The 23,508-nt window shown below is 72.8% G+C and carries 17 protein-coding genes; 11 read left to right on the top strand and 6 right to left on the bottom strand.

Annotated elements, in window-relative coordinates; all coding sequences use genetic code 11:
- The first annotated feature begins 83 nt into the window (after positions 1-83).
- A complete protein-coding gene (locus tag ACWD4O_RS30550) occupies positions 84-5,900 on the top strand; it encodes a WD40 domain-containing protein (RefSeq protein ID WP_451284758.1) in 5,817 nt (1,938 codons plus the stop codon).
- A 14-nt stretch (positions 5,901-5,914) separates the two neighbouring features.
- Here ACWD4O_RS30550 and ACWD4O_RS30545 read toward each other — a convergent pair whose 3' ends face one another.
- Positions 5,915-7,072 carry a serine hydrolase domain-containing protein gene (locus ACWD4O_RS30545; protein ID WP_451284756.1) on the bottom strand — a complete coding sequence of 386 codons (1,158 nt, stop codon included), beginning with the start codon at positions 7,070-7,072 and terminating at the stop codon, positions 5,915-5,917.
- A gap of 253 nt (positions 7,073-7,325) precedes the next feature.
- Between ACWD4O_RS30545 and ACWD4O_RS30540 the strand changes: the two genes are divergently transcribed.
- A complete protein-coding gene (locus ACWD4O_RS30540) occupies positions 7,326-9,032 on the top strand; it encodes an RNA polymerase sigma factor (RefSeq protein ID WP_451284754.1) in 1,707 nt (568 codons plus the stop codon).
- Here ACWD4O_RS30540 and ACWD4O_RS30535 read toward each other — a convergent pair.
- The gene (locus ACWD4O_RS30535; protein WP_358806476.1) at positions 9,014-9,373 is read right to left on the bottom strand and encodes a winged helix-turn-helix transcriptional regulator; all 360 of its coding nucleotides are present in this window, start codon (positions 9,371-9,373) and stop codon (positions 9,014-9,016) included. The two genes, ACWD4O_RS30540 and ACWD4O_RS30535, sit on opposite strands and share 19 nt — an antisense overlap.
- 40 nt (positions 9,374-9,413) lie before the next feature.
- On the opposite strand from ACWD4O_RS30535, the gene ACWD4O_RS30530 reads away from it, so the two are divergent.
- The gene (locus ACWD4O_RS30530) at positions 9,414-10,007 is read left to right on the top strand and encodes an NADPH-dependent F420 reductase (protein WP_451284752.1); all 594 of its coding nucleotides are present in this window, start codon (positions 9,414-9,416) and stop codon (positions 10,005-10,007) included.
- Here the strand turns inward: ACWD4O_RS30530 and ACWD4O_RS30525 are convergent.
- Positions 10,004-10,690 (bottom strand): glycerophosphodiester phosphodiesterase, encoded by a 687-nt coding sequence (locus ACWD4O_RS30525; RefSeq protein WP_451284750.1) that lies wholly within the window; start codon positions 10,688-10,690, stop codon positions 10,004-10,006. The two genes, ACWD4O_RS30530 and ACWD4O_RS30525, sit on opposite strands and share 4 nt — an antisense overlap.
- An 18-nt stretch (positions 10,691-10,708) precedes the next feature.
- Positions 10,709-11,788: an adenosine deaminase gene (locus tag ACWD4O_RS30520; RefSeq protein ID WP_451284748.1), complete on the bottom strand. Its 1,080-nt coding sequence runs from the start codon at positions 11,786-11,788 to the stop codon at positions 10,709-10,711.
- Positions 11,789-12,195: 407 nt separating this feature from the next.
- Here ACWD4O_RS30520 and ACWD4O_RS30515 point away from each other — a divergent pair, with 407 nt between their 5' ends.
- Positions 12,196-12,963: a DUF4190 domain-containing protein gene (locus ACWD4O_RS30515; protein ID WP_451284746.1), complete on the top strand. Its 768-nt coding sequence runs from the start codon at positions 12,196-12,198 to the stop codon at positions 12,961-12,963.
- Positions 12,964-12,985: 22 nt separating this feature from the next.
- Here ACWD4O_RS30515 and ACWD4O_RS30510 read toward each other — a convergent pair whose 3' ends face one another.
- Positions 12,986-13,549 carry an NADAR family protein gene (locus tag ACWD4O_RS30510; RefSeq protein ID WP_451284744.1) on the bottom strand — a complete coding sequence of 188 codons (564 nt, stop codon included), beginning with the start codon at positions 13,547-13,549 and terminating at the stop codon, positions 12,986-12,988.
- A gap of 211 nt (positions 13,550-13,760) precedes the next feature.
- On the opposite strand from ACWD4O_RS30510, the gene ACWD4O_RS30505 reads away from it, so the two are divergent.
- The 7 genes from ACWD4O_RS30505 (at position 13,761) to ACWD4O_RS30475 (ending at position 21,467) form a co-directional block, all read left to right on the top strand.
- Complete coding sequence (locus tag ACWD4O_RS30505) at positions 13,761-15,275, top strand: gamma-aminobutyraldehyde dehydrogenase (RefSeq protein ID WP_451284742.1); 1,515 nt, start codon at positions 13,761-13,763, stop codon at positions 15,273-15,275.
- Between the two features lie 80 nt (positions 15,276-15,355).
- Positions 15,356-16,603, top strand: a complete 1,248-nt coding sequence (locus ACWD4O_RS30500) for a polyamine ABC transporter substrate-binding protein (RefSeq protein WP_451284740.1) — start codon at positions 15,356-15,358, stop codon at positions 16,601-16,603.
- A complete protein-coding gene (locus tag ACWD4O_RS30495; protein ID WP_451284739.1) occupies positions 16,600-17,760 on the top strand; it encodes an ABC transporter ATP-binding protein in 1,161 nt (386 codons plus the stop codon). Before ACWD4O_RS30500 ends, ACWD4O_RS30495 begins: the two co-directional genes overlap by 4 nt.
- Position 17,761: 1 nt before the next feature.
- A complete protein-coding gene (locus ACWD4O_RS30490) occupies positions 17,762-18,691 on the top strand; it encodes an ABC transporter permease (RefSeq protein ID WP_451284737.1) in 930 nt (309 codons plus the stop codon).
- Positions 18,692-19,492 carry an ABC transporter permease gene (locus tag ACWD4O_RS30485; protein WP_451284735.1) on the top strand — a complete coding sequence of 267 codons (801 nt, stop codon included), beginning with the start codon at positions 18,692-18,694 and terminating at the stop codon, positions 19,490-19,492.
- 5 nt (positions 19,493-19,497) lie between these two features.
- Positions 19,498-20,901, top strand: a complete 1,404-nt coding sequence (locus tag ACWD4O_RS30480; protein ID WP_451284887.1) for an NAD(P)/FAD-dependent oxidoreductase — start codon at positions 19,498-19,500, stop codon at positions 20,899-20,901.
- Positions 20,902-21,026: 125 nt separating this feature from the next.
- The gene (locus tag ACWD4O_RS30475) at positions 21,027-21,467 is read left to right on the top strand and encodes a hypothetical protein (RefSeq protein ID WP_451284733.1); all 441 of its coding nucleotides are present in this window, start codon (positions 21,027-21,029) and stop codon (positions 21,465-21,467) included.
- Between the two features lie 296 nt (positions 21,468-21,763).
- Here ACWD4O_RS30475 and ACWD4O_RS30470 read toward each other — a convergent pair whose 3' ends face one another.
- Entirely contained in the window at positions 21,764-23,359 is a 1,596-nt protein-coding gene (locus tag ACWD4O_RS30470; RefSeq protein ID WP_451284731.1) for a PucR family transcriptional regulator, read from the bottom strand.
- Positions 23,360-23,508 lie beyond the last annotated feature (149 nt).

Here is a 23,508-nt window from a genome sequence, read left to right as displayed (position 1 = left end):
CTCCGCTGTGACCAGGGACTGGTCCGGAAAAAGCCCATATCGACGCTCACTCACGGCATCATGAATACATGGGGGATCGTCAGATGACCGGTGACGCAGGGCCGTTGGACTTCTTCGTCAGCTATTCGCCGGCCGACGAACGCTGGGCGTCCTGGATCGCCTGGACGCTGGAGGAGGCCGGGTACCGCACGGTCCTGCAAGCCTGGGACTTCGTGGCGGGCACCAACTTCGTGGACTTCATGGACCGGGGGGTGAGCGAGTCCGCGGCCGTCATCGCCGTGCTGTCGCGCAACTACGAGCGCTCCCGGTACGGCCGGATGGAGTGGCAGGCCGCGCTGCGGGCCGACCCGGACGCGCCCGAGCGGCGGCTGCTCACGGTCCGGGTCGAGGACATCCCCGTGGAGGGGCTGCTCGCCACCATCACCTATGTCGACCTGGTGCCCGTCACCGATCCGTCCGCCGCCCGCGACCTGCTCCTCACCCGGGTCCGGCAGGCCCTCGACGGGCGGGCCCGGCCGAGCCTGCGGCCCGCCTACCCGGGTGACGGCCGACCGGTCCCGCCCGCCCCCGCCCCCGCCGTGCCGGTCGCGCCCGCCGCCGGGCGCCCGCTCGGGCGGGCCGGCTGGGCCGGGCGGCGCAGGCCCGCCGCCCCGCCCGCCTACCCCCGGGTCACCGGGGACCCGGCGACCCGGGAGGCGGTCACCGTGCTGCAGCTGGCCGGGCCCGCGTTCGGACGCGGTCAGGACCCGGCCGAGCTGCAGGCGGCGATCTGGGGCGACCTCGTCGAGCTGTACGACGCCGGGGCGCCCGCCCCCGAGCTGCTGGTGGTCACCGGAGACCTGACCGCCTCCGGCAGCCCCCGCGAGTTCGACCAGGCGCTCGCCTTCCTCACCGGACTGCGGGCGCTGCTCGGTCTCGAACCGCACCGCGTCGCCCTCGTCCCGGGCGGCCATGACGTCAACCAGGCCGCGTGCCGGGCCTACTTCAGCACCTGCGAGGCCGACGAGATGCCGCCCCGGCCGCCGTACTGGCCCAAGTGGCGGCACTTCGCCCGGCTCTTCCAGGAGCTGTACCAGGGGCTCGACGCCGTCTTCGACAGTGATCAGCCGTGGACCCTCTTCCCCGTGCCGGAGCTGCACACCGTCGTCGCCGGGCTGAACTCCTCGATGGCCTACAGCCACCGGCTCGACGACCAGTACGGACTTCTGGGGCCCGAGCAGGCCGCCTGGTTCGCGCAGGCGCTGCGGCCCTACGAGGAGGAGGGGTGGCTGCGCATCGGCGCGCTGCGGCACGCCCCCGGGACGGCCCGGGCCGGGATGGCGCGCGCCGCCGCCGCGGACGGCTCGGGGCCACTGCGCGACACCGACGTGCTCGCCCGGCTCACCGCGCCCCGGCTGCATCTGCTGCTGCACGGCCCGACCGGCCCCGGCGCGCACCCCGCCCTGCCCACCGCCGCCGGCGAGCTGCCGCTGCTCGGCGCGCCCGGACCCGCCCGGCACCAGCTGCTGCGCATCGGCCGCGACGGACTCACCGCCTGGCCGGGCCCCGGCGAGCCGCGCCGCAGCCGCGTCGAGTGGCGGCGGGCCCACCGGGCCTTCGCCCCCGACGACCACTCCGACGACGGCCCCGCCGGCGTCCCGGACACGACGGCCGTGCCCGATCCCGAGCCGCGGGCCGTGCAGTCGCCCGTCGAGATACTGCTGGCCCGCGTCGCGGAGGTCTGCCGGACCCGGCACGAGGGCGCACAGATCCGCCCGGTCGCCGGTCCGGTGCCCCAACTCCTCGTCACCTGGACCCAGTCGGGGTTCGTACGGCAGCAGCGCGTCGCCGTGCACACCGGCACCCCCACCGACCAGGACGTCGAACGGGTGGTCGCGCTCGTCCACGCGGCCGACTCCGAGACCGAGGCCGAACTCGTCCACGACGGCCCGCCGCCCGCCCGCGAACTGCGCGACCAGGCCCGCCGCAGAGGCGTCCGGGTGCGCAGCTTCACCGAATTCCAGGGCCTGCTCGACCTGCGGGCGTATGTCGGCGCCCAGAGCGAGCGGCTGCGCACCGACCCCCGCTACCCGCCGGGCATGTACCTGCCCCAGCGGTACCGCGAGGCCGAGCGGCTCGACGCCGAGGACCGCGACGGCCTGGTCGACGACATGCTCCGCCTCCTCGACTGCGACCAGGGCCGCTTCCTGCTCCTGCTCGGCGACTTCGGCCACGGCAAGACGTTCGCGCTGCGCGAGCTGGCCCGCCGGATCCCCGTCGAACTGCCGCACCTGGTACCGCTGTTGGTGGAGCTGAACGCGCTGGACCGGGCCTACTCCTTCGAAGGGCTGGTCGCCGCCCACCTCGCCGCCCACGGCGTCGACAACATCGACCTGCGCGCCTTCAGATACATGCTCCAGCAGGGCCGGATCGTCCTCCTCTTCGACGGCTTCGACGAACTCGTCACGCGGGTGACCTACGACCGGGCCGCCGAACGCCTCCAGGTGCTGCTCGACTCCGCCGTCGACAGCGCCAAGATCGTCGTCAGCAGCCGCACCCAGCACTTCCGCTCCCAGGGCCAGGTGCTGACCGCGCTCGGCGAGCGCGTCGGCCTGCTCCCGCACCGCCGGGTGCTCGCCGTCCAGGAGTTCACCCCCGCGCAGATCCGCGCCTACCTGATCAACCGCTACGACGGCGACGACCGCGCCGCCGACCGCCGGGTGCGCCAGCTCGACGCCATCCCCGACCTGCTCGCCCTGTGCCGCAACCCCCGGCTGCTCGGCTTCGTCGCCGACCTGGACGACGACCAGCTGCGCGCCGTCGCCGGGGCCGGCCGCGCGCTCAGCCCCGCCGGGCTCTACGAGGAGGTGCTCACCGCCTGGCTGCGCTTCGAGCAGCAGCGGGCCGGCGGCCCCGGCCGGGCCCCCGGACTCAGCCTGGAACAGCTGTGGAACGCGGTCACCGCGCTCGCCCTGCGGCTGTGGCAGAGCGGCCAGGACTCGCTGCGGCTCGACGAGCTGACGGACGTGGCCGAGACCCTGACCGGCCTCGCCGACAGCCGGCTGTCGGTCCCGCAGGCCGCGCACGCGGTCGGCTCCGGCAGCCTGCTGGTGCGCAGCGAGGACGGCGTCTTCCGGTTCATCCACGGCTCGGTGGTGGAATGGCTCATCGCCCGGGAGTGCGCGCTGCGGCTGGCCGCCGGGGACAGCACGCTGCTCGGCCGCCGTCAGCTCAGCCAGCTCGCCGTGGAGTTCCTGTGCGACCTGGCCGACCACCGGGCCTGCCAGGAGTGGGCCGAACAGGTGCTGGCCGCGCGGGAGACCGGGGGCGCGGAGGTGTCCCGCGCCAACGCCGTGAAGATCCTCTCCCGGCTGCGGGTGCCCGCCCACACCGACCTGCGCGGCGCGGCCCTCGCCGGGGAGGACCTCTCCTACCGCGACTTCTCCGGCGTCGACCTCACCCGCGCCGACCTCACCGACGCCCGGCTCGTCGGCGCCAACCTCTCCGGCGCCGTCCTGCGGGACGCCCGGCTGACCGGCGCGCGGCTCGACGGCGCCGATCTCACCGGGGCCGACCTGCGCGGGGCCGATCTGCGGCGGGCCCGGCTGATCCGCACCGATCTGACCGGCGCCCGGGTCGAGGGCGGCCGCTGGCGGCGGGCCGCGCTCATCGGCGCGACCACCGGAGCGGGGCTGCCGGACAGCCCGGAACTGTCGGTCGCGGCGCTCGCGCCCGGCATGGCCGTCGACTCCGGGTTCCGGCCCTCCGCGGTCGGCGTGCCCTACGGCTTCGACATGCGCACCAGCCGACTGCCCGAACCCATCTCCTACAGCCCCGACGGCGAACTCCTCGCCGTCGGCAGCGAGGACGGCGGGGTTCTGGTCTGCGACGCCGTCACCGGCATCGCCCTGCGCACCCTGCAGGGCCACACCGACCGCGTCTACGCCGTCAAGTTCCGCGAGCGGGTGCTCGCCACCGGCAGCGCGGACGGCACCGTCCGGCTGTGGGACCCGGTGTCCGGCGCGTGCCGGCACCGGCTGGAGATCCACCCGCGGGGCGTCTGGCCGGTCGTCCTGGACGCCGCGGGATCCCTGCTCGCCACCGGCGACGCCGACGGGGTGGTCACCGTGTGGGACACGGCCACCGGCGCCCCGCTGCACCGGCTGTCCGGTCATTCCGCGCCCGTCTACACCGTCGCGTTCACCGCCGACAACGCCACCCTCGTCACCGGGGACGCCTCCGCCGCCGTCCGGCTGTGGGATCTCGGCTCCGGGCGGCTGCTCGGGGCGCTGCCGGGGCATCGCGGCGCGGTGTTCCGGGCCCGGTTCAGTCCGGACGGCACCCTGCTGGCCACCGGCGACATGGGCGACGGACGGGCCGGCACCGTGCGGGTGTGGGACGTGGCCGGGCGGCGGGTGGTGCACACGTTCACCGGGCACGCCGGCCGCGTCTACACGCTGGACTTCCACCCCGGGGGCCGGTTCCTGGTGAGCGGCGACACCGAGGGGGAGGTGCGCCTGTGGGACCTGGCCGCCGGGGCCGGCGCCGGGGTGCTCGGCGGCTGCCGCGGGGCCGTCTACCAGGTGCTGTTCGATCCCGACGGCACCCTGCTCGCCGCCGGGGACAGCCAGGGCGTCGTCCGGCTGTGGCGGTTCGCCCCGGAGGCCGACCTGACCGCCGGGCCGGTCGCCGTGCCGCTCACCCGGCAGCCCACGGAGCACCGCGGCTCGGTGTGGGTGTGCAAGTTCCGGCCGGCCGGGGAGGGGAGCGCCCCGGAGACCGGGTCGCTGCTGGTCACCGGCGGCAACGACGGCGTCGTCCGGCTCTGGGACCCGGCCACCGGTCAGGGGCGGCGGATCCTGCGCGGGCACGGGCGGCGGATCGGCACGCTCTCCTTCAGCGCCGACGGCTCGATGCTGGCGGCGGGCGGGAACGACGGCGTCGTCCGGCTGTGGCACTGCGCCTCAGGGCGGCGGCTGCGGGAGCTGGCCGGGCAGAGCGACCGGCTGATCTCGGCCGTGTTCAGCCCCGGCGGCCCGCTGCTCGCCACCGCGAGCAGCGACGGCGACATGTATCTGTGGAACGCCGAGACGGGCGAGTACCAGCGCGAGATGGACGTCGAGACCGACCACGTCTGGGCGGAGGCGTTCAGCCCGGACGGCGAACTCCTCGCCACCGCCAACGACGACGACACCGTGTGCCTGTGGTACCGGGCGACCGGTGCGCACGTCGTCACCATCGGCGAGCACTTCGGGCGGGTCCGCTCGGTCGCGTTCCGGCCCGACGGCGCGGTCCTGGCGACCGGCTGCGACGACCGCAAGGTGCGCATCTGGGACCTGGCCGAGCGCCGGGTCACCGCCGTCCTCGACGGGCACACCGACCGGGTGTACGCCGTGGCGTTCGCGCCCGACGGCTCCTGGCTGGCCAGCGCCTCCTGGGACGGCCGGGCGGTGATCTGGCGGGACGGCGTGGCCGCGCACCGGCTCACCGGGCACACCGGCAAGGTGTGGACGGCGGCGGCCCATCCGCGCCGCCCGCTGCTGGCGACCGCGGGCGACGACCGGACGGTCCGCCTCTGGGACACCCGCACCGGCCGGGAAGCCGCCGCCCTGACCGGCCACACCGGCCGTGTGCTCGCGGTCGCCTTCAGCCCCGACGGCTCGACCCTGGCCAGCGGCGGCGAGGACGGCACCGTCCGGCTGTGGCAGGTCCCCGCCGACGGCCCGGCCGTGCTGCGCGCGACTCTGGTCGGTCTGCCGGGCGGCTGGGCCGCACTCGCGCCGTCCGGCGGCTACAAGTACGAGGGCGACGTCACCGGCGAGTTCTGGCACGCGGTGGGCATGTGCCGGTTCGAGCCGGGGGAGCTGGACGGCCATCTGCCGGGCCTGCGCAACGTGGCGCTGGAGGAGCCGCTGGAGTGAACGGGCCGGGTTCGCTACCTGAGCGCGGCCGTGATGATCCGGGTGACGACCGGATTCGCGTCCTCGCTCTTGGCGTCCGTGGAGTTGACCGAGTAGACGAGGGTGCGGCTGAGGTCACGGGTGGCGGCGACGGCGGAGTTGTAGCCGTACCGACCGCCGGACTTGACCCAGTAGACCGTCCCGTCGGCCTCGAACCGGGTGAGTCCCGCGCTGTAGGCGGCGCCCTTGATGCCCGCGGGGACCGTGAACATCTCCTCGAGCTGCGGCTCCGGCACGATCCGGCCCCGGAACAGGGCGGTGATCAGCCGCTCCAGGTCCACGGTCGTGGAGATCATGTCCCCGGCCGCGAACCGGTCCGCCTGGTTCCACTCGGTGACGTCCAGGAACTCCGTCGTCCCGTCGGCCTTCTCCACCGCCTGGTAGCCCAGGTTGTGCGGGCCGAGGATGCGCGGGTCGGCGCCCGGGAAGTACGTGTCCCGCATCCCGGCCGGCGCGAGCACCAGCCGGGTGGCCTCGGAGGCGTACGAGCGCCCGGTCACCTTCTCGATCAACAGGCCGAGGAACGTGTAGTTGATGTTGAGGTAGTGCTGCTTCTTCCCCGGGCAGAACTCCGGCTGCTTCGCACCCGCCGACGCGGCGACCCGCTGGGGGGCGAGGGTGTCGAAGCGGTGCGCGTACACCTCCTCGAAGGTGTCGCCGAGACCGTCGCCCGCCGGGATGCCGCTGGTGTGGTTGAGCAGCTGCCGTACGGTGATCGGCCGGAACTGCCGGCCGAGGAGGCCGGGCAGATAGTGCTGGATCGGCGTGTCCAGGTCGATCCGCCGTTCGGCCGCGAGCCGCAGCACGGCCGCCGCCGTCACCACCTTCGTCGTGGAACCGGCCCGGAACCGGGCGTCCGGGTCCGCGGGTGCGCCGCTCGCCAGGTCGTGCACGCCCGCGCTGCCGCGCCAGGCGCCGTCGGTGCCGCCGACCCGGACGAGGGCGGCGGTCGCGTCGGCGTCCGGGAGTCCGGCGAGCGCGGCGGCGAGGGCCTGGGTGTCGAGGCCGCCGGTGTGCTGTGCGGCGGCTGCGGTGGCTGCCGTGGGAGCGGCGGAGGCCGGGGCGGCCAGCGGTCCGGCCGCGGCCAGCGCGAGGACGAGAGAGACGGCGGCGATGCGGGTGCGGCGGCGCATACGAAGGCTCCAGGGGTGAGGTGCTCGGGATTCGGGACGATCTTCCGGCGGGAGGCGGTCCGGCCGGATCGTCGGTGAGGAGGGGGTGTGCCCCTGACGCGACCCCGAGCAACTCCCTTACTGAATGGTGGAGTTGACGGGGTTGCCCCCTAAGGGGAGTCAAAAAGTGTTATCCCGGGGCCCTCGCGCCCGTCCCCTGGGGTGTGATCTCCGACATTGCCAACAGGCAGGGCCCGGCTGAGAGGGTGCGGGCATGAGGACGTACGCCGACGCCGAGGCCGCCCGGCACTGGCGTGCCACCATCGCCGACGCGCAAGGAGGCGACCGGCAGGCGATGGACGAGCTGGTGGCGGGCTGGCTGCCGCTCGTCTACAACATCGTCGGCCGCGCCCTGAACGGCCACGCCGACGTCGACGACGTCGTCCAGGAGACCATGCTGCGCGCCGTCGACAACCTCGGCTCGCTCCGTGACCCCGACAGCTTCCGCTCCTGGCTGGTCGCGATCGCCATGCGGCAGATCCGGGACCGCGCCCGCCGGGGGACCACCCAGCGCCTCGACGACAGCGTGCCGCAGGGCGAATCCGCCGACTTCGCCGAACTCACCGTGCTCCGGCTGCAGTTGGAGGGCCAGCGGCGCGAGGTCGCGGAGGCGGTGCGCTGGCTGGACGACGAGGACCGGCAACTGCTGTCCCTGTGGTGGCTCGAGGTCGCGGGCGAACTCAGCCGGCGCGAGCTGGCCGCGGCCGTCGGCATCAGCCGGCAGCACGCCGCCGTGCGCGTCCAGCGGGTGAAGGAGCGGCTGGAGGTCTCCCGGGGCATCGTGCGCGCCCTCGACGGCGCCTGCCCCGACCTGCGCGAACTGACCGCCCGCTGGGACGGCCGGCCCGACTCCGTCTGGCGCAAGCGGCTGGCCCGGCACATCCGCGGCTGCGGCTACTGCGGCGACACCCGCGAGTCGGTCGTCCCCGCGGAGCGGCTGCTCGTCGGGATCGCGCTGGTGCCGGTCCCGGTCGGCTTCACGATCTCCCTGACCCTCGGCGGCAAGACGGCCGCCGCGGCCGCGGGCACGGCCTCCGCCGGCTGGTCCGCGAAGGTGCTGACCGCGCTGACCAAACCGGCCGTCGCGGTCACGGCCGGTGCGACGCTCGCCGCGGGCGGCGCCTACCTCGTCGTGCAGACCCCCGACGACCCGCCGGCCCGTGCGGCCGTCTCGCCCACGGCGGCGAGCGCACCGGCCCCCGCGCCCCCGCCGTTCTCCCCTTCGCCCTCGGCCTCCGCCTCGCCGTCGAAGTCCGCGTCCCCGTCCCCGTCGGCGAGCGAGAAGGCGACGGCCCGGTACGGCGGTGTCGTCGACGCCGTCGACAGCGCGCCCGACCCGGACACCGTGCCGGCCGCCCTGCCGCAGCGGCCCGCGTCCGGCGTGACCAGCAGCGGCGGCGCGCACGCCACCATGAACCACCGCGGGGACAGCGTGACGCTCAGCGGCCAGGGCTATGTCCTCGTGCGCTGGCAGATCTCGCCGCAGTACCGGCCCGGCAACCTGGTCATGCCCAGCTGGACCGGCCTCAAGGGCAAGCTCTTCCATGTGGCCTCGGGCGGCGGCCGCCGCATGGACGACTCCGTCAGCAGCACGGACAGCACCGCCACCGGCATGGGCAGCACGACCACCGGCTACCTCGTGCTGCCGCCCGGCACCCAGCAGATGTGGCAGAACGAGTACTTCTACGTCGCCGGCACGGTCACCCTCACCGTGAACGAGCGGGGCGGCGACTACGGCCTCAACGTCTTCCCGACGACCCGGGACGCCGTCGAGAAGGACGTCACGACCGCCCCCGGCCAAGGCGCGACCCGCTACGGCCTGGTCCGCGACACCGGCGCGGACGACACCCCGGTCCCGCAGTACCTCACCCGCGAGACCCCGGCCGACCCGGCGACCGTGGCTCAACTCTCCCGCGTGTAGCGGTCCTGGGCGTCGAGGACGTCGTCCCCGTGCTCGAAGGCCCAGGCCCCGACCGCGTCGATCGCGGGCAGCAACGTCCGTCCGAGCGCGGTCAGTTCGTACTCGACCCGGGGCGGGGCGCCGCCGTGCGCATGCCGGGCCACCAGCCCGTTGAACTCCAGCCGGCGCAGCGTCTCGGTCAGCACCTTCTGGCTGATCCCGCCGATATGGGACCGGAGTTCGCCGTGGCGCACCGGGCCGCCGCGCAGCGCCCACAGCACCACGGCGTTCCAGGTGTGGGAGAGCAGGTCGAAGGCGAGCCGGGCACGGCAGTCGGCGAGGAAGGCCTGGTCCGTAGTCACGCACCGAATGGTGCCCGAGCGGACTCCTACCGTCAGGCGTATGCGGATCGGAATTCTCGGAACAGGGTCGATGGCGGACGCGCTGGGCGGACAGTGGGCGCGGGCGGGGCACGAGGTACGGGCGGGCGGCCGGGCCGGGGGGCTGCGCGAGGCGGCCGGGTTCGGCACGGACGCCGTGCTGTTGGCGCTGCCGTACGCGGCGGTCGCCGATGTGGTCGGCGGGCTCGCGGACGTGCTGCGCGGGCGGGTGCTGATCGACTGCACCAACCCGGTGGGCGAGGGCTTCGCCCTGCTCACGGCGGGCGGGCCCGCGGCGGCACAGCGCATCGCCGACGCCGCCCCCGCCGCACACGTCGTCAAGGCCTTCAACCTCTGCCACTCCGGCGTCTGGCGCCTGGCCCCGCCGGTCTTCGACGGCCGTCCGCTCGCCGTCCCCCTGTGCGGGGACAGCGAGCCGGCCCTGGACGTCGTACGACGACTCGTCCGCGACGTCGGCTGCGAGCCGCTGGACGCCGGGGGCCTGGACCGGGCCGGCCTGCTGGAGGCGACGGCGGCGTTGCTGATCGGGCTCTGGGTCGGGGAGGGGGCGGACGCCCAGGCGATCGCCCCGCCCCTGCGGTATGCGGCGGGTTAGCCGTTTTTGCGCAGGGCTACCAGGGCGTCGATGCGGTTGGTGGTGATGGAGTCGACGCCCGCGTCGATGAGCCGGCGCATGGCGCGGCGGGTGTCGGGGGTCCAGACGGAGAGCAGATAGCCGTCGTGGTGGACGCGGTCGGCGAGGGCCCGGTCCACCAGGGAGAAGCGGTAGTTGAGCCAGCGCGGCTTCACCGCCGCGAGCAGCGCGGGCCGCGGCGGGGCCAGGCTGGTGCAGGTCAGGGCGATCTCGGCGGACGGGTCCGCGCCGCGCACGGCGAGCATGGCGACGGCGTCGGCGCAGTAGTAGACCCGGTCCGCCGCCCCCGCCTCGCGGACGGCGTCGACGATCCGCCCGGCCGTGCGCACCTCCCGGGTCCCCGGCAGGTCGAGCATCAGCCGGCTGCCCTCGGTCGCCGCGAGCGCCTCCGCGAGGGTGGGCACCGCGCCGGCCGTCAGCCCGCGCACCTCGGCCGCGGACAGCGACCGCAGCGGCCGGTCCAGCTCCCACAACCGCTTCAACGTCTCGTCGTGCAGCAGGACGGGGACGCCGTCCTTGGTGAGCCGTACGTCGAACTCGACGGCGTCCGCGCCCTGGTCGAGCGCGGAACGCAGCGAGTCGATCGTGTTCTCACGGAAGCGGTAGGGGTCGCCGCGATGGGCCACGGCGGTCACGTTCTGCATGGGTCCATTGTGTCCAGGTCAGGCACTGAGCCATGCGGCGGTGTACGTGTCGATCTCGTCCCGGACGCGGCGCTTGCCCGCCTCGTCGAGGAAGGAGGCGTCGACCGCGTTGCCCGCGAGGGCGGCGACGCCCCGCTCGTCCTGGTCGAGGAGGCGGGCGGCGACCGCGTACTCGTTGTTCAGATCGGTGCCGAACATGGGCGGGTCGTCGGAGTTGATCGTGACCAGGACGCCCGCCTTCACGAACTCCCTGATCGGGTGCTCGTCGAGGGTGCGGACCGCGCGCGTGGCGATGTTCGAGGTCGGGCACACCTCCAGGGCGATGCGGTGCTCGGCGAGGTGCGCGAGCAGCTTCTCGTCCTGCGCGGAGCTGGTGCCGTGTCCGATGCGCTCGGCCCGCAGGTGGGTCAGCGCGTCCCACACCGTTTGGGGGCCGGTGGTCTCACCGGCGTGCGGCACCGAGCGCAGGCCGGCGGCGATGGCCCGGTCGAAGTAGGGCTTGAACTGCGGGCGCGGTACGCCGACCTCGGGGCCGCCGAGCCCGAAGGAGACCAGCCCCTCGGGGCGCAGCCGGTCGTCGGTGGCCAGGCGGGTGGTCTCCTCGGCGGCCTCCAGCCCCGCCTCGCCGGGGATGTCGAAGCACCAGCGCAGCACGGTCCCGAACTCCGCCTCGGCCGACTTGCGGGCGTCCTCGATCGCGTCCATGAACGCGCGTTCGTCGATGCCGCGCCTGGTCGAGGAGAACGGGGTGATGGTCAGCTCGGCGTACCGCACCTGCTGGCGGGCCAGGTCCCGGGCGACCTCGTACGTCAGCAGCCGGACGTCCTCCGGGGTGCGGATGAGGTCCACGACGGACAGATACACGTCGATGAAGTGGGCGAAGTCCGTGAACGTGAAGTAGTCGGCCAGGGCCTCGGGGTCGGTGGGCACCTTGGAGTCGGGGTGCCGGGCGGCCAGCTCGGAGACGATGCGGGGGGAGGCGGAGCCCACGTGGTGGACGTGCAGTTCGGCCTTGGGCAGCCCGGCGATGAAGGCGTGCAGATCGCGGGGGCCGAAAGCCGCGGCGGCTGCGGCGGCTGCGTCGAGGCGGTCGGTCATGGGGTCCTCCCCGGGACGGCGCCCCGGGCCAGGCGGGCCGGACGGGACGCGGGTGATCGGCTGATCGGTGAGTCGGGATCCCGAGATCCCGGGATCATCGTAGGCGGAGGGGACGGGAGTCCGCCGTCGGCCCCGCCGACCGCGGGCCGACTGCGGGCCGTAGCATGACGGAACGCTTGGGCCTGTCCGGCGGATCAAGTCGGAGGAAAGCAGCGGTGACTGATCAGCGCGGGTGAGCGGGGTCTGGTGCGTGCGACTGCAAGGCGGAGGAGGGCGTCGACGCGGAGCGTCGGCAACCGACGACAACGCCGCAGGTGGGCGTGCCAGACCCCGCGTCTGCGGCATGATCCGCCGGACAGGCCCTTGGCAGAGGGCGACCGAGTGCGATGACAGAGGGGGATCCACGCATGTCCGACGACGCGCCGACTCCGGCGGACGGTCCGCAGGACGCGGTTCCCGAAGTGAGGTTGGACAAGGGCGCGGCGGACAGCGGCGCCGGTTCTCCGGCCGCGCCCAACCCGTGGGCCGCGCCGGGCGACAGCACGCAGAGCGGCTCCGGACACACTCTCGCCGCGAACGAACTGCCGACCCACGCGGACGAGGCGCCCCCGTCCGTGCACGACCAGCGGACGGTCACCTCCCTGCCCGGTGCGACCCCGCAGCCCTGGGCCGCCCCCTTCGGGAGCCCGCAAACGGGTGACCCGCTCGGCTCGTTCCCGCCCCCCGACCCCGCCACGGCCGCGGGCGGACCGCCCCCCGATCTCTTCGCACCGCCGCCCGCGCAGGGCGGTGCGGTCCCGCCGCCGCCCATCGCCCCGGACGGCCCCGGACAGGTCCCCTACGGCTACCCCGGCGGGTACGGCTACCCCTCCCACCCCCACTACGGGGGCGGCGCTCCGGGCCTCTACGGCTGGGCCGGGAACGGGGCGGGGGACAGCAACGGCATGGGCGTCGCCGGACTCGTGCTGGGGATCCTCGCCGCCGTCGTCTTCTGCCTGTGGCCGTTGGCCATCGTGCTCGGCATCCTCGGTATCGTCTTCGGCGCGATCGGCCGCGGCAAGGCACGCCGCGGCGAGGCCTCGAACCCCGGCCAGGCCCTGGCCGGAATCATCTGCGGAACCGTCGGCACGGTCCTCGCGATCGGCCTGGGCATCCTGGTGATCGTGGCCCCCTGAGCCCCGGCGGGCCCCGCCCGGCTCAGACCGCGTTCGCCCGCAGCCGCTCCCGGGCCTGCATCAGGGCGAAGCCCAGGAGGTTGCGGCCTCTCCACCGCTCCGGGGTCATCGCCGCCTCGTCGTCCGCGGACAGGCCGATGCCCCAGACGCGGTCCACAGGACTGGCCTCCACCAGCACTCGATCGCCGGTGCCCAGCAGGAACGAGCGCAGTGCGGGGTCCGAGGCGAACTTGTGGACGCTGCCCTCGACCACGATCCGCAGCCGCTCCCGCTCCCAGATCGCCTCGTCGAAACCGCGGACCAGCCGCCCCGCCTTCTTCGCCTGCGAGGGGTGTCCGGCGGCCAGCGCCCGCTGCTCCGCCTCCGCGTCTTCGAAAAGCCTCGCCTTCTCCGCCATCATCCAGTGCTCGGCCGTCGCGTAGGGGACTCCCTCGACCACGAACGGTGACGGCCACCACTGACTGAGGCAGCTCGCGCCCACTCGCCCGTCGGGCTGCGGCCGGTGCCCCCAGAAGTGCAGGTACTTGATCCTCGCCCCCGCCCGGACGGCCCTGACCAGGGCCTCCAGGCCATCGATCTGCTCCATGGGCCCGAGCATGGCACGCACCACCGACAGAGCGTCGTGCCTTTTCCCCCTCCGGCTCGTCCTCCGTCGACAGATTTCGTCGCGTAACCAAAAGGCAACAACGGAATCACTTGTTGGAGTGCCCTTGCTCTGTCAGGATCGGCAATCAAATCAGGCTGGAGCTACGCAACCCGCCCCCGCGCAGAGCGGGGCGAAGGCGGAGGAGAGCGACATGCAGGACCGGTTCCCCGCGCAGGAGCGCCTCGCCGACGGCGCCCAGTACATCGCGGGCCGCCTCACCCACGGCACCTCGGGCCGTGCCCACGCCGTGGTCGACCCGGCCACAGGAGAGGAGGTGTACCGCTACGAGCTGGCCTCCACGGTCGATGTCGACGCCGCCGTCGCCGCGGCCCGCGCGGCCTTCCCGGGCTGGTCCGGCCTCACCCCGGGCGAACGCTCCGACGCGCTGCACCGCTTCGCCGCCGTCCTCGCCGAGCGCGCCGAGGAGTTCGCCCGGGCCGAGTCCCTCCAGTGCGGCAAGCCCCTGAAGCTGACCCGCGAGTTCGACGTCCCGGGGACCATCGACAACACCTCGTTCTTCGCCGGCGCCGCCCGCCACCTCGCGGGACAGGCGGCCGCCGAGTACTCCGGCGACCACACCTCCTACGTCCGCCGCGAGCCCATCGGCGTGGTCGGCTCCATCGCGCCCTGGAACTACCCCCTCCAGATGGCCGCCTGGAAGATCCTCCCGGCGATCGCCGCGGGCAACACCATCGTGCTCAAGCCCGCCGAGCTCACCCCGCTCACCTCGCTCCTCTTCGCGCTGGCGGCCACCGAGGCCGGCCTCCCCGACGGCGTCGTCAACATCGTCACCGGGACCGGGAAGGAGGCCGGCGAGCATCTCGTGGGGCATCCCGACGTCGCCATGACCTCCTTCACCGGGTCCACCGCCGTCGGCAGGCGGGTCGCCGAGATCGCCACCGCGACCGTCAAGCGCCTCCATCTGGAGCTCGGCGGCAAGGCGCCCTTCGTCGTCTTCGACGACGCCGACCTGGAGGCCGCCGCCAACGGCGCGGTCGCGGGCGCGCTCATCAACACCGGGCAGGACTGCACGGCCGCCACGCGCGCGTATGTGCAGCGGCCGCTCTACGAGGCCTTCGTCGAGCGGACGGCCGCCCTGATGGAGACCGTCCGGCTCGGCGACCCCTTCGCCGCCGGCACCGACCTCGGCCCGCTGGTCTCGCACGCACAGCGCGACCGGGTCGCCGGCTTCGTCGACCGGGCCCGCGCCTACGCGCGCGTGGTCACCGGCGGTGTGGCTCCGCAGGGCGATCTCGGAAAGGGTGCGTACTATCTGCCCACCCTGATCGCGGACGCCGCCCAGGACAGCGAGGTCGTCCAGTCCGAGATCTTCGGGCCGGTCCTGGTGGTCCTGCCCTTCGACACCGACGAGGAGGGGCTGGCGCTCGCCGACGACACCCCGTACGGGCTGGCGGCCTCCGCCTGGACCCGGGACGTCTTCCGGGCGAACCGCGCGACGCGCGAGCTGAAGGCGGGATGCGTGTGGATCAACGACCACATCCCGATCATCAGCGAGATGCCGCACGGCGGATACAAGGCCTCCGGCTTCGGCAAGGACATGTCAGCGTACTCGTTCGAGGAGTACACGCAGGTAAAGCACGTTATGTTCGATAACACGGCGGTTGCCCGCAAGCCCTGGCACCGCACCATCTTCGGGGACGCGTAAGCGACGACGCACCAGCGACGACTCATCAGCGAAGATCGGCCGCCGACCACGGCCGGACCTCCCGAAAGGGCACCACGAGCATGGAGCAGTACGAGCCCGACCGCCTGAGCCCGGCCCAACTGGCCGCCGTACGGCGCAGCTTCCGCAACGGCAGGGCGGCCATGACCCGCCGCTCGCTGCTGCGCGCCTCCGCCGGCGGCGCGCTCACCCTGGGCGGCCTCGGAGCGCTGAGCGGCTGCGGGATCCCCGCGGCCGGCAAGACCGAGGGCGGCACATCCGCCGACGACCACTCGGCGCAGGAGAAGACCGTCAACTTCTCCAACTGGACCGAGTACATGGACGTCGACGAGAGCGGCAAGCGCCACCCCACCCTCGACGCCTTCACCAAGCGGACCGGCATCAAGGTCAAGTACACCGAGGACATCAACGACAACAACGAGTTCTTCGGCAAGATCAAGCCGCAGCTCGCCGCGGGCCAGGACACCGGCCGCGACCTGATCGTCCTCACCGACTGGCTGGCCGGCCGCCTCATCCGCCTCGGCTGGGTCCAGAAACTGGACGCCGCCAACCTGCCGCACGCCTACGCCAACCTGTCCCAGCAGTTCCGCAGCCCCGACTGGGACCCGGGCCGGGCGTACTCCTACCCCTGGCAGGGCATCTCCACCGTCATCGCCTACAACAAGAAGGCGCTGGACGGCGTCGAGGTGAAGTCGGTCTCCGACCTGCTCGACAACCCCAAGCTCAAGGGCCGGGTCGGCTTCCTCACCGAGATGCGCGACAGCATGGGCATGACGCTGCTGGACATGGGCAAGGACCCGGCGAACTTCACCGACGACGACTACGACGCGGCCATCGCCCGTCTGCAGAAGGGCGTCGACAGCGGCCAGATCCGCCGCTTCACCGGCAACGACTACACGTCCGACATCACCAGCGGCGACTTCGCGGCCTGCATCGCCTGGGCCGGTGACGTCGTCCAGCTCAAGGCGGACAGCCCCGACGTCGACTTCGTCATCCCGGACAGCGGATATCTGACGTCCAGCGACAACATGCTGATCCCCAACAAGGCGCGTCACAAGACGAACGCCGAACGGCTCATGGACTACTACTACGAGCCGGAGCCGGCCGCCGAGCTCGCCGCCTACATCAACTACGTCTGTCCCGTGGACGGTGTGCAGGCGGCGCTCGCGAAGATCGACGAGGATGCGGCGAACAACCCGCTGATCATCCCCGACAAGGCCATGCAGGCGAAGTCGCACTCCTTCCGCTCCCTGAGCTCGAAGGAAGAGACCGACTACGAAGCCAAGTTCGCGAAGCTCACTGGGGCGTGACGACGATGAAGACGACCAACAACGGCGGCGGCGACGTCCGCCTGACCGGCATCAGCAAGACCTACGGCTCGTTCACCGCCGTCCAGCCGCTCGACCTGACCGTCCCGCAGGGCTCGTTCTTCGCCCTGCTCGGCGCCTCCGGCTGCGGCAAGACCACCACCCTGCGCATGATCGCCGGCCTGGAGGAACCTTCCTCCGGGACCGTCCACCTCGGCGACCAGGACGTCACCGCGCTCCCGCCCTACAAGCGCCCGGTGAACACCGTCTTCCAGTCCTACGCCCTCTTCCCGCACCTCGACATCTTCGAGAACATCGCCTTCGGTCTGCGCCGGCGCGGCATCAAGAGCGTGAAGAAGCAGGTCGAGGACATGCTGGAGCTCGTCCAGCTCGGCGAGCAGGCGCGCAAGAAGCCGCACCAGCTCTCCGGCGGCCAGCAGCAGCGCGTCGCCGTGGCCCGCGCGCTGATCAACACGCCCAAGGTGCTCCTCCTCGACGAGCCCCTCGGCGCCCTCGACCTCAAGCTGCGCCGCCAGATGCAGCTGGAGCTCAAGCGCATCCAGACCGAGGTCGGCATCACCTTCGTGCACGTCACGCACGACCAGGAGGAGGCCATGACGATGGCCGACACGGTCGCCGTGATGAACGCGGGCCGCGTCGAACAGCTCGGCTCGCCGAGCGACCTCTACGAGAACCCGCACACCACGTTCGTCGCCAACTTCCTCGGCACCTCGAACCTCATCGAGGCCGAGGTCGACTCCAAGAGCGGCGACGACATCGTGCTGAAGGCGGGCGGCGGCAAACTCGTCCTGCCCGAGGCGCGCTGCTCCGCGCCGACGACGGCCGGCGGCAAGGTGCTGGTCGGCGTCCGCCCGGAGAAGATCTCCCTCACCCACGCCGACGACGCGGGCGAGGTCCCCGAGGGCCGCAACCGCATCACCGGGAAGATCGCCGACTCGTCGTTCATCGGCGTCTGCACGCAGTTCGTGATCGACAGCCAGGTCTGCCCCGAGTTCGAGGTCTACGTCCAGAACATCGACCGCGACGCCCGCCTCACCCCCGGCGCCGACGTCGTCCTGCACTGGAACCCGGCCCACACCTTCGGTCTGGACGCCGCCCAGGACATCGACGCCGGCATCCAGGAAGAGGCGGCGGTCTGAGATGGCGACGCTCACCGAGGCGCCCCCGCCTCTCTCCCCGACGGCCCCCGAGAGCAAGCCCCCGCGCCGGCGCGGGCGCTTGACGCCGTACTGGCTGCTGCTGCCCGGTCTGCTCTGGCTGATCGTGTTCTTCGCGCTGCCGATGCTCTACCAGGCCTCCACCTCCGTGCAGACGGGCTCCCTGGAGGAGGGCTACAAGGTCACCTGGCACTTCGCGACCTACTGGGACGCGCTGAGCGAGTACTGGCCGCAGTTCCTGCGCTCGATCCTGTACGCCGGCTCCGCGACGATCCTCTGTCTGATCCTCGGCTACCCGCTGGCCTATCTGATCGCCTTCCGCGCGGGACGCTGGCGGAACCTGATCATGATCCTGGTGATCGCGCCGTTCTTCACCAGCTTCCTGATCCGCACCCTCGCCTGGAAGACGATCCTCGCGGACGGCGGCCCGGTCGTCGGAGCCCTCAACACACTGCACGTCCTGGACGTCACCAGCTGGCTCGGCTGGACCGCCGGGGACCGGGTCCTGGCCACGCCGCTCGCGGTGGTCTGCGGTCTGACGTACAACTTCCTGCCGTTCATGATCCTGCCGCTGTACTCCTCGCTGGAGCGCATCGACGGGCGGCTGCACGAGGCGGCCGGCGACCTCTACGCCAAGCCGAGCACCACCTTCCGCAGGGTCACCTTCCCGCTCTCGATGCCCGGCGTCGTCTCCGGCACACTGCTGACCTTCATCCCCGCGGCCGGCGACTACGTCAACGCGGAGCTCCTCGGCAGCACCAAGACCCGCATGATCGGAAACGTGATCCAGACGCAGTTCCTGAACGTCCTGGACTATCCGACGGCCGCGGCCCTCTCCTTCATTCTCATGGCCGCGATTCTGCTCATGGTCACCTTCTACATCCGCAGGTCCGGGACGGAGGATCTGGTCTAAATGCCCTTCGTCAACTGGCTCAAGCGCCATTTCGTGGTCATCGCGGGACTCATCACGCTCTCGTATCTCCTCCTGCCGAACATCGTCGTCACGGTGTTCTCCTTCAACAAACCGAAGGGGCGTTTCAACTACACCTGGCAGCAGTTCTCCACGGACGCCTGGAAAGACCCGTGCGGCGTCTCCGGCCTGTGCGGCTCGCTGTCGCTCAGCCTCCAGATCGCCGTCTGGGCGACCATCGGCGCCACGGTCCTCGGCACGATGATCGCCTTCGCGCTGGTCCGCTACCGCTTCCGCGCGCGGGGCGCCGTCAACTCGCTGATCTTCATGCCGATGGCGATGCCCGAGGTCGTCATGGCCGCCTCGCTGCTCACCCTGTTCCTCAACCTGGGCGCACAGCTCGGCTTCTGGACGATCCTCATCGCGCACATCATGTTCTGCCTCAGCTTCGTCGTGACGGCGGTCAAGGCACGCGTGATGTCCATGGACCCGCGCCTGGAGGAGGCCGCCCGCGACCTCTACGCCGGTCCCGTGCAGACCTTCGTCAGGGTCACCCTGCCCATCGCCGCCCCCGGAATCGCCGCGGGCGCGCTGCTCGCCTTCGCGCTCTCCTTCGACGATTTCATCATCACCAATTTCAACGCCGGCTCGACCGTCACCTTCCCCATGTTCGTCTGGGGTTCGGCACAGCGCGGAACGCCGGTGCAGATCAATGTCATCGGCACGGCGATGTTCCTGGTCGCCGTACTGCTGGTTCTTTTCTCGATGGTCGTCGGAAACCGCCGTCACAAGCAGAAGGCGTGATCCCCGTGAACCGGTGGATCAATTCCCTTTCCGACGCACAACCGGTCCCCTACTGGCTGGAGGACTCCGCCAAGCCCCACCCCGAGCCGGCGCTCACCGGCTCCGAGAGCTGCGACCTGCTGGTCGTCGGGGGCGGATACAGCGGCCTGTGGACCGCGCTCGTGGCCAAGGAGCGCGACCCGGGGCGGGACGTGGTGCTGCTGGAGGGCCGCGAGGTGGGCTGGGCCGCCTCGGGCCGCAACGGGGGCTTCTGCGCCGCCTCGCTCACCCACGGCCTGCCCAACGGGCTGGCCCGCTGGCCCGACGAGATCCACACGCTCCAGGAGCTGGGCGGACGCAACCTCGACGAGATCGAGGCGGCGATCGCCCGGCACGGCATCGACTGCGACTTCGAGCGCACCGGCGAGATCGACGTCGCCACCGAGACGTACCAGGCGTGGGAACTGCGCGACTGGTACGAGGAGCTCGAACGCAAGGGCCTCGCCGACGGCATCGAGTTCCTCGACGCGGACGCGGTGCGCGAACAGGTCGCCTCGCCCACCTTCGAGGCGGGACTGCACGACCGCCGCGGGGTGGCCATGCTCCACCCCGCCAAGCTGGCCTGGGGCCTGAAGCAGGCGTGCGTCCGGCTCGGCGTCCGCGTCCATGAGCACACCCCCGCCCTGTCACTGCGGCCGTACGGTGCCGGGATGGTCGTCCGCACCCCCTACGGGCAGGTCCGCGCCCGGCAGGTCGCGCTCGGCACGAACGTCTTCCCCAACCTGGTCAGGCGGGTGCGGGCCTACACCGTCCCGGTCTACGACTACGCGCTGATGACCGAACCGCTGACCGCCGGGCAGCTCGCCTCGATCGGCTGGAAGAACCGGCAGGGCCTCGGGGACTCGGCCAACCAGTTCCACTACTTCCGGCTGTCCGCCGACAACCGGATCCTGTGGGGCGGCTACGACGCCGTCTACCCCTACGGGGGCCGGGTGCGCGCCGAGTACGACGACCGGCCGGAGACCTACGCCAAGCTCGCCGGACACTTCTTCACCTGCTTCCCGCAGTTGGAGGGCGTCCGCTTCACGCACGCGTGGGGCGGTGCGATCGACACCTGCTCGCGTTTCTCCGCGTTCTTCGGCACGGCCCACCAGGGGCGGACGGCGTACGCGGCCGGGTACACCGGCCTGGGCGTCGGGGCCACCCGGTTCGGGGCCGAGGTGATGCTGGACCTGCTCGCGGGCGAGAGCACCGAGCGGACGCGGCTGGCGATGGTCCGCAAGAAGCCGCTGCCCTTCCCGCCCGAGCCGTTCGCCTGGACCGGCATCGCCCTCACCAAGTGGTCGCTGGCCCGCGCGGACGCGCACGCCGGCCGCCGCAACCTGTGGCTGAAGACGATGGACAGACTGGGCCTGGGCTTCGACAGCTGACGCCTGCCCGGCGAGATGTGACCTGGTTCACCCTTACGGGTCGTCGAAACCCGCGTAATGCTCGCCCCCGTCCTCCCTCTCCCTCCTGACGCGATCGCGTCCAGAAGTGAAAGGGAGGACTTCACATGGCTGGGGCGAAAACGGCAGTCGAATGGCTGACATCCGTCGCACCGGATCCCGAGGCATGCCGCTGGGAATGGGAGCGCAACCCGATGGGGGTGGCGCTGCTGCCCGCGGGCCGGGCCTGGGACGTACTCATCCTGCCGGGCCGGCTCGGCTATCCCACCCTCGACGTGCTCACCCGGATCCTCGACCGACCGGGCCCCGTGCTCGTCGACTTCGGAGACGACCGCATGGGCTTCTTCGTGGCGCCCGGCACGGCCGCCCGCTGGCTCGGCACCGGCATCCGCACGGCCGGGTCCGGCACCTGGATCGTCGTGCCGTATCCGGGCCGCTCGACCGGGAGCGTGCGCTGGCTGGTCCCGCCGGACGGCACCGGCACCCTGACCGACGCGGCGCTCCTCGAACTGGCGATGCACGAGGCTGCCGCCGGCTTGACCGACTAGACGGTGCCGGGGCTGTCGTCGGTCGGGTGCGGCTTCGTCGTGGCTGGTCGCGCAGTTCCCCGCGCCCCTTCAGGGTGCTGCCGTGCCGCGGTTGGCTTCGTCCGGTCTGCTTGGGCGGTGCCGGGGCTGTCGTCGGTCGGGTGCGGCTCCGTCGTGGCTGGTCGCGCAGTTCCCCGCGCCCCTTCAGGGTGCTGCCCGTACCGCAGTTGAATTCGTCCGACCTGCTGGGGCGGTGCCGCAGATGTCAGCGCCCCGTGCCCCTTCAGGGCGCTGGTCGGCCACCGGCCTGGTCGGGGCTAGTCCGGCGATGTTGCCTTCAGGGCCAGCCACAGTTCCATCCGTACGTCAGGGTCGTCCAGGGAGCGACCGAGGATCTCCTCCACCCGGCGCATCCGGTAGCGCAGGGTGTGGCGGTGGACGCCGAGGTCGGCCGCCGCCGCGTCCCACTGGCCGTGCCGGGAGAGCCAGGCGCGCAGGGAGGCCACCAGGTCGCCCCGGCCGGTCGCGTCATGGTCGTGCAGGGCGCGCAGCAGGCCGTCCGCGAACGCCTTCACCGCGTCGTCCGCGAGGAGCGGCAGGACGGAGCCGTCCGCGAGCTGCTCGTGCTCCACGAAGACCCGGCCCCTGCGCCGCGCCACCGACAGCGCCTGCTCCGCCTGCTTGTACGCCGCTGCCGCCGCGATCGGCCCGGCCGGTGCGGACAGACCCACGACGAGCTGCTCCTCGCCGGCGGGATCGGGCGCGCCGTCCCCGAAGGACGCCGCGCAGGCCGCCGCGGCCGCGCCTGCGTCCCTGACCAGCGCCACCAGTCGGCCGCCCTCGGGCACCGCCAGGACGGCCTCCCCGGCCCGGGCGGCCGCCGACTCGACCGTCTCGACGAGATCGCCGAAGGGGTCACCGGACAGGTCGGCGGACGCCGATGCCGATGCCGACGTCGGCTCGGCGAGCAGCACCCGGAACGGGGTGTCCAGCAGATCGCCGTACAGGTCGCCGGCCACGGCCCTCGCGTGGTCCGGTTCGCCCGCCAGCAGCATGCGCAGCACCGCCGCGCCGATCCGCTGCTGCGCCGCGTGCAGCGGGCGGGAGCGCTCCGTGGTGAGGGTCAGCAGGGCGATCGCCGAGTGGACGGCGTACCGCTCGGCGGTGCCGAGGGCCGACGCGGTGCCGACGGCGAGCGCGGCGCGCGGTCGCCGGCCGGCGCCCAGCGAGTGCAGCTCGACCCGGTCGTCCTGCTCGGGGTGCTCCGGTCCGCCGCCGCCCCCGACCACCGCCGAGGCCGGGGCGGGCCGCTCCCGCAGCCGTTCCACCTCCGCCGTGAGCCGGGCGGCCCGGCGGCCCGCCCACTCCGGCGCGGCCGCCACGACGGCGCCCGAGGCGTCGTACAGCGCCGCCCACCCGTCGACCTGGGCGGCGAGCGCGCCGAGCAGTCCCTGCGGGCCGTCCGACAACGTCTGCTTCGTCAGCTCGCGCTGGGCCGCGAACCCGGCGGTCACCGCCCGGTACTGGTCGGCCGCGATCGCCGCCGACACCGCCTTGCCGATCGCGATGAAGGGGGTGCGACGCGGCACCTCCAGCAGCGGCAGGCCCTCTTCCTCGGCCGCGTCCACCAGCGCCTTCGGGATCTCCTCGTAGTTGACGCCGACGGCGAAGCCGAGCCCGACCACGCCCGCCTTGGCCAGCCGCCGCACATAGCGCCGCATGGCCTGCGGATCCTCCGCGTCCAGCTTGAGCGCGGTGATCAGCAGCAGTTCCCCGCCCTCCAGGTACGGCACGGGGTCCGCGAGCTCGCTGACGTGCGCCCAGCGCACCGGCACGTCCAGCCGGCCCTCGCCCGCCCGCACGGTGAGCTTCAGCGCGGAGTGATGGACGAGCGAGGCGAGCGTGGGAGGCATGGGGCCTTCAGGTCGGGGAGGGCGGGTCGAGGAGAGCACGTCGGTGAGGGCGCGTCGGTGAGGGCGTGATCTTTTGGCCGGATCGTATGAACGGCCTGTCTCGATTCTGCCTCACCGTACGAGCCCCGGAGGCCCCTTCAACCCCTTCT

Source organism: Streptomyces sp. NPDC002623 (assembly GCF_053592635.1).
Note: the sequence above shows the minus strand (reverse complement) of the source record. Positions and strands in the feature narration are given on the sequence as shown.

Coding starts and splice junctions, on each gene's coding strand:
- ACWD4O_RS30525 (WP_451284750.1), bottom strand. CDS start 10,690: ATGCAGAACGTGACCGCCGTGGCCCATCGCGGCGACCCCTACCGCTTC.
- ACWD4O_RS30545 (WP_451284756.1), bottom strand. CDS start 7,072: ATGCGCCGCCGCACCCGCATCGCCGCCGTCTCTCTCGTCCTCGCGCTG.
- ACWD4O_RS30550 (WP_451284758.1), top strand. CDS start 84: ATGACCGGTGACGCAGGGCCGTTGGACTTCTTCGTCAGCTATTCGCCG.
- ACWD4O_RS30510 (WP_451284744.1), bottom strand. CDS start 13,549: ATGGAGCAGATCGATGGCCTGGAGGCCCTGGTCAGGGCCGTCCGGGCG.
- ACWD4O_RS30540 (WP_451284754.1), top strand. CDS start 7,326: ATGAGGACGTACGCCGACGCCGAGGCCGCCCGGCACTGGCGTGCCACC.
- ACWD4O_RS30505 (WP_451284742.1), top strand. CDS start 13,761: ATGCAGGACCGGTTCCCCGCGCAGGAGCGCCTCGCCGACGGCGCCCAG.
- ACWD4O_RS30530 (WP_451284752.1), top strand. CDS start 9,414: ATGCGGATCGGAATTCTCGGAACAGGGTCGATGGCGGACGCGCTGGGC.
- ACWD4O_RS30470 (WP_451284731.1), bottom strand. CDS start 23,359: ATGCCTCCCACGCTCGCCTCGCTCGTCCATCACTCCGCGCTGAAGCTC.
- ACWD4O_RS30490 (WP_451284737.1), top strand. CDS start 17,762: ATGGCGACGCTCACCGAGGCGCCCCCGCCTCTCTCCCCGACGGCCCCC.
- ACWD4O_RS30475 (WP_451284733.1), top strand. CDS start 21,027: ATGGCTGGGGCGAAAACGGCAGTCGAATGGCTGACATCCGTCGCACCG.
- ACWD4O_RS30515 (WP_451284746.1), top strand. CDS start 12,196: ATGTCCGACGACGCGCCGACTCCGGCGGACGGTCCGCAGGACGCGGTT.
- ACWD4O_RS30485 (WP_451284735.1), top strand. CDS start 18,692: ATGCCCTTCGTCAACTGGCTCAAGCGCCATTTCGTGGTCATCGCGGGA.
- ACWD4O_RS30520 (WP_451284748.1), bottom strand. CDS start 11,788: ATGACCGACCGCCTCGACGCAGCCGCCGCAGCCGCCGCGGCTTTCGGC.
- ACWD4O_RS30500 (WP_451284740.1), top strand. CDS start 15,356: ATGGAGCAGTACGAGCCCGACCGCCTGAGCCCGGCCCAACTGGCCGCC.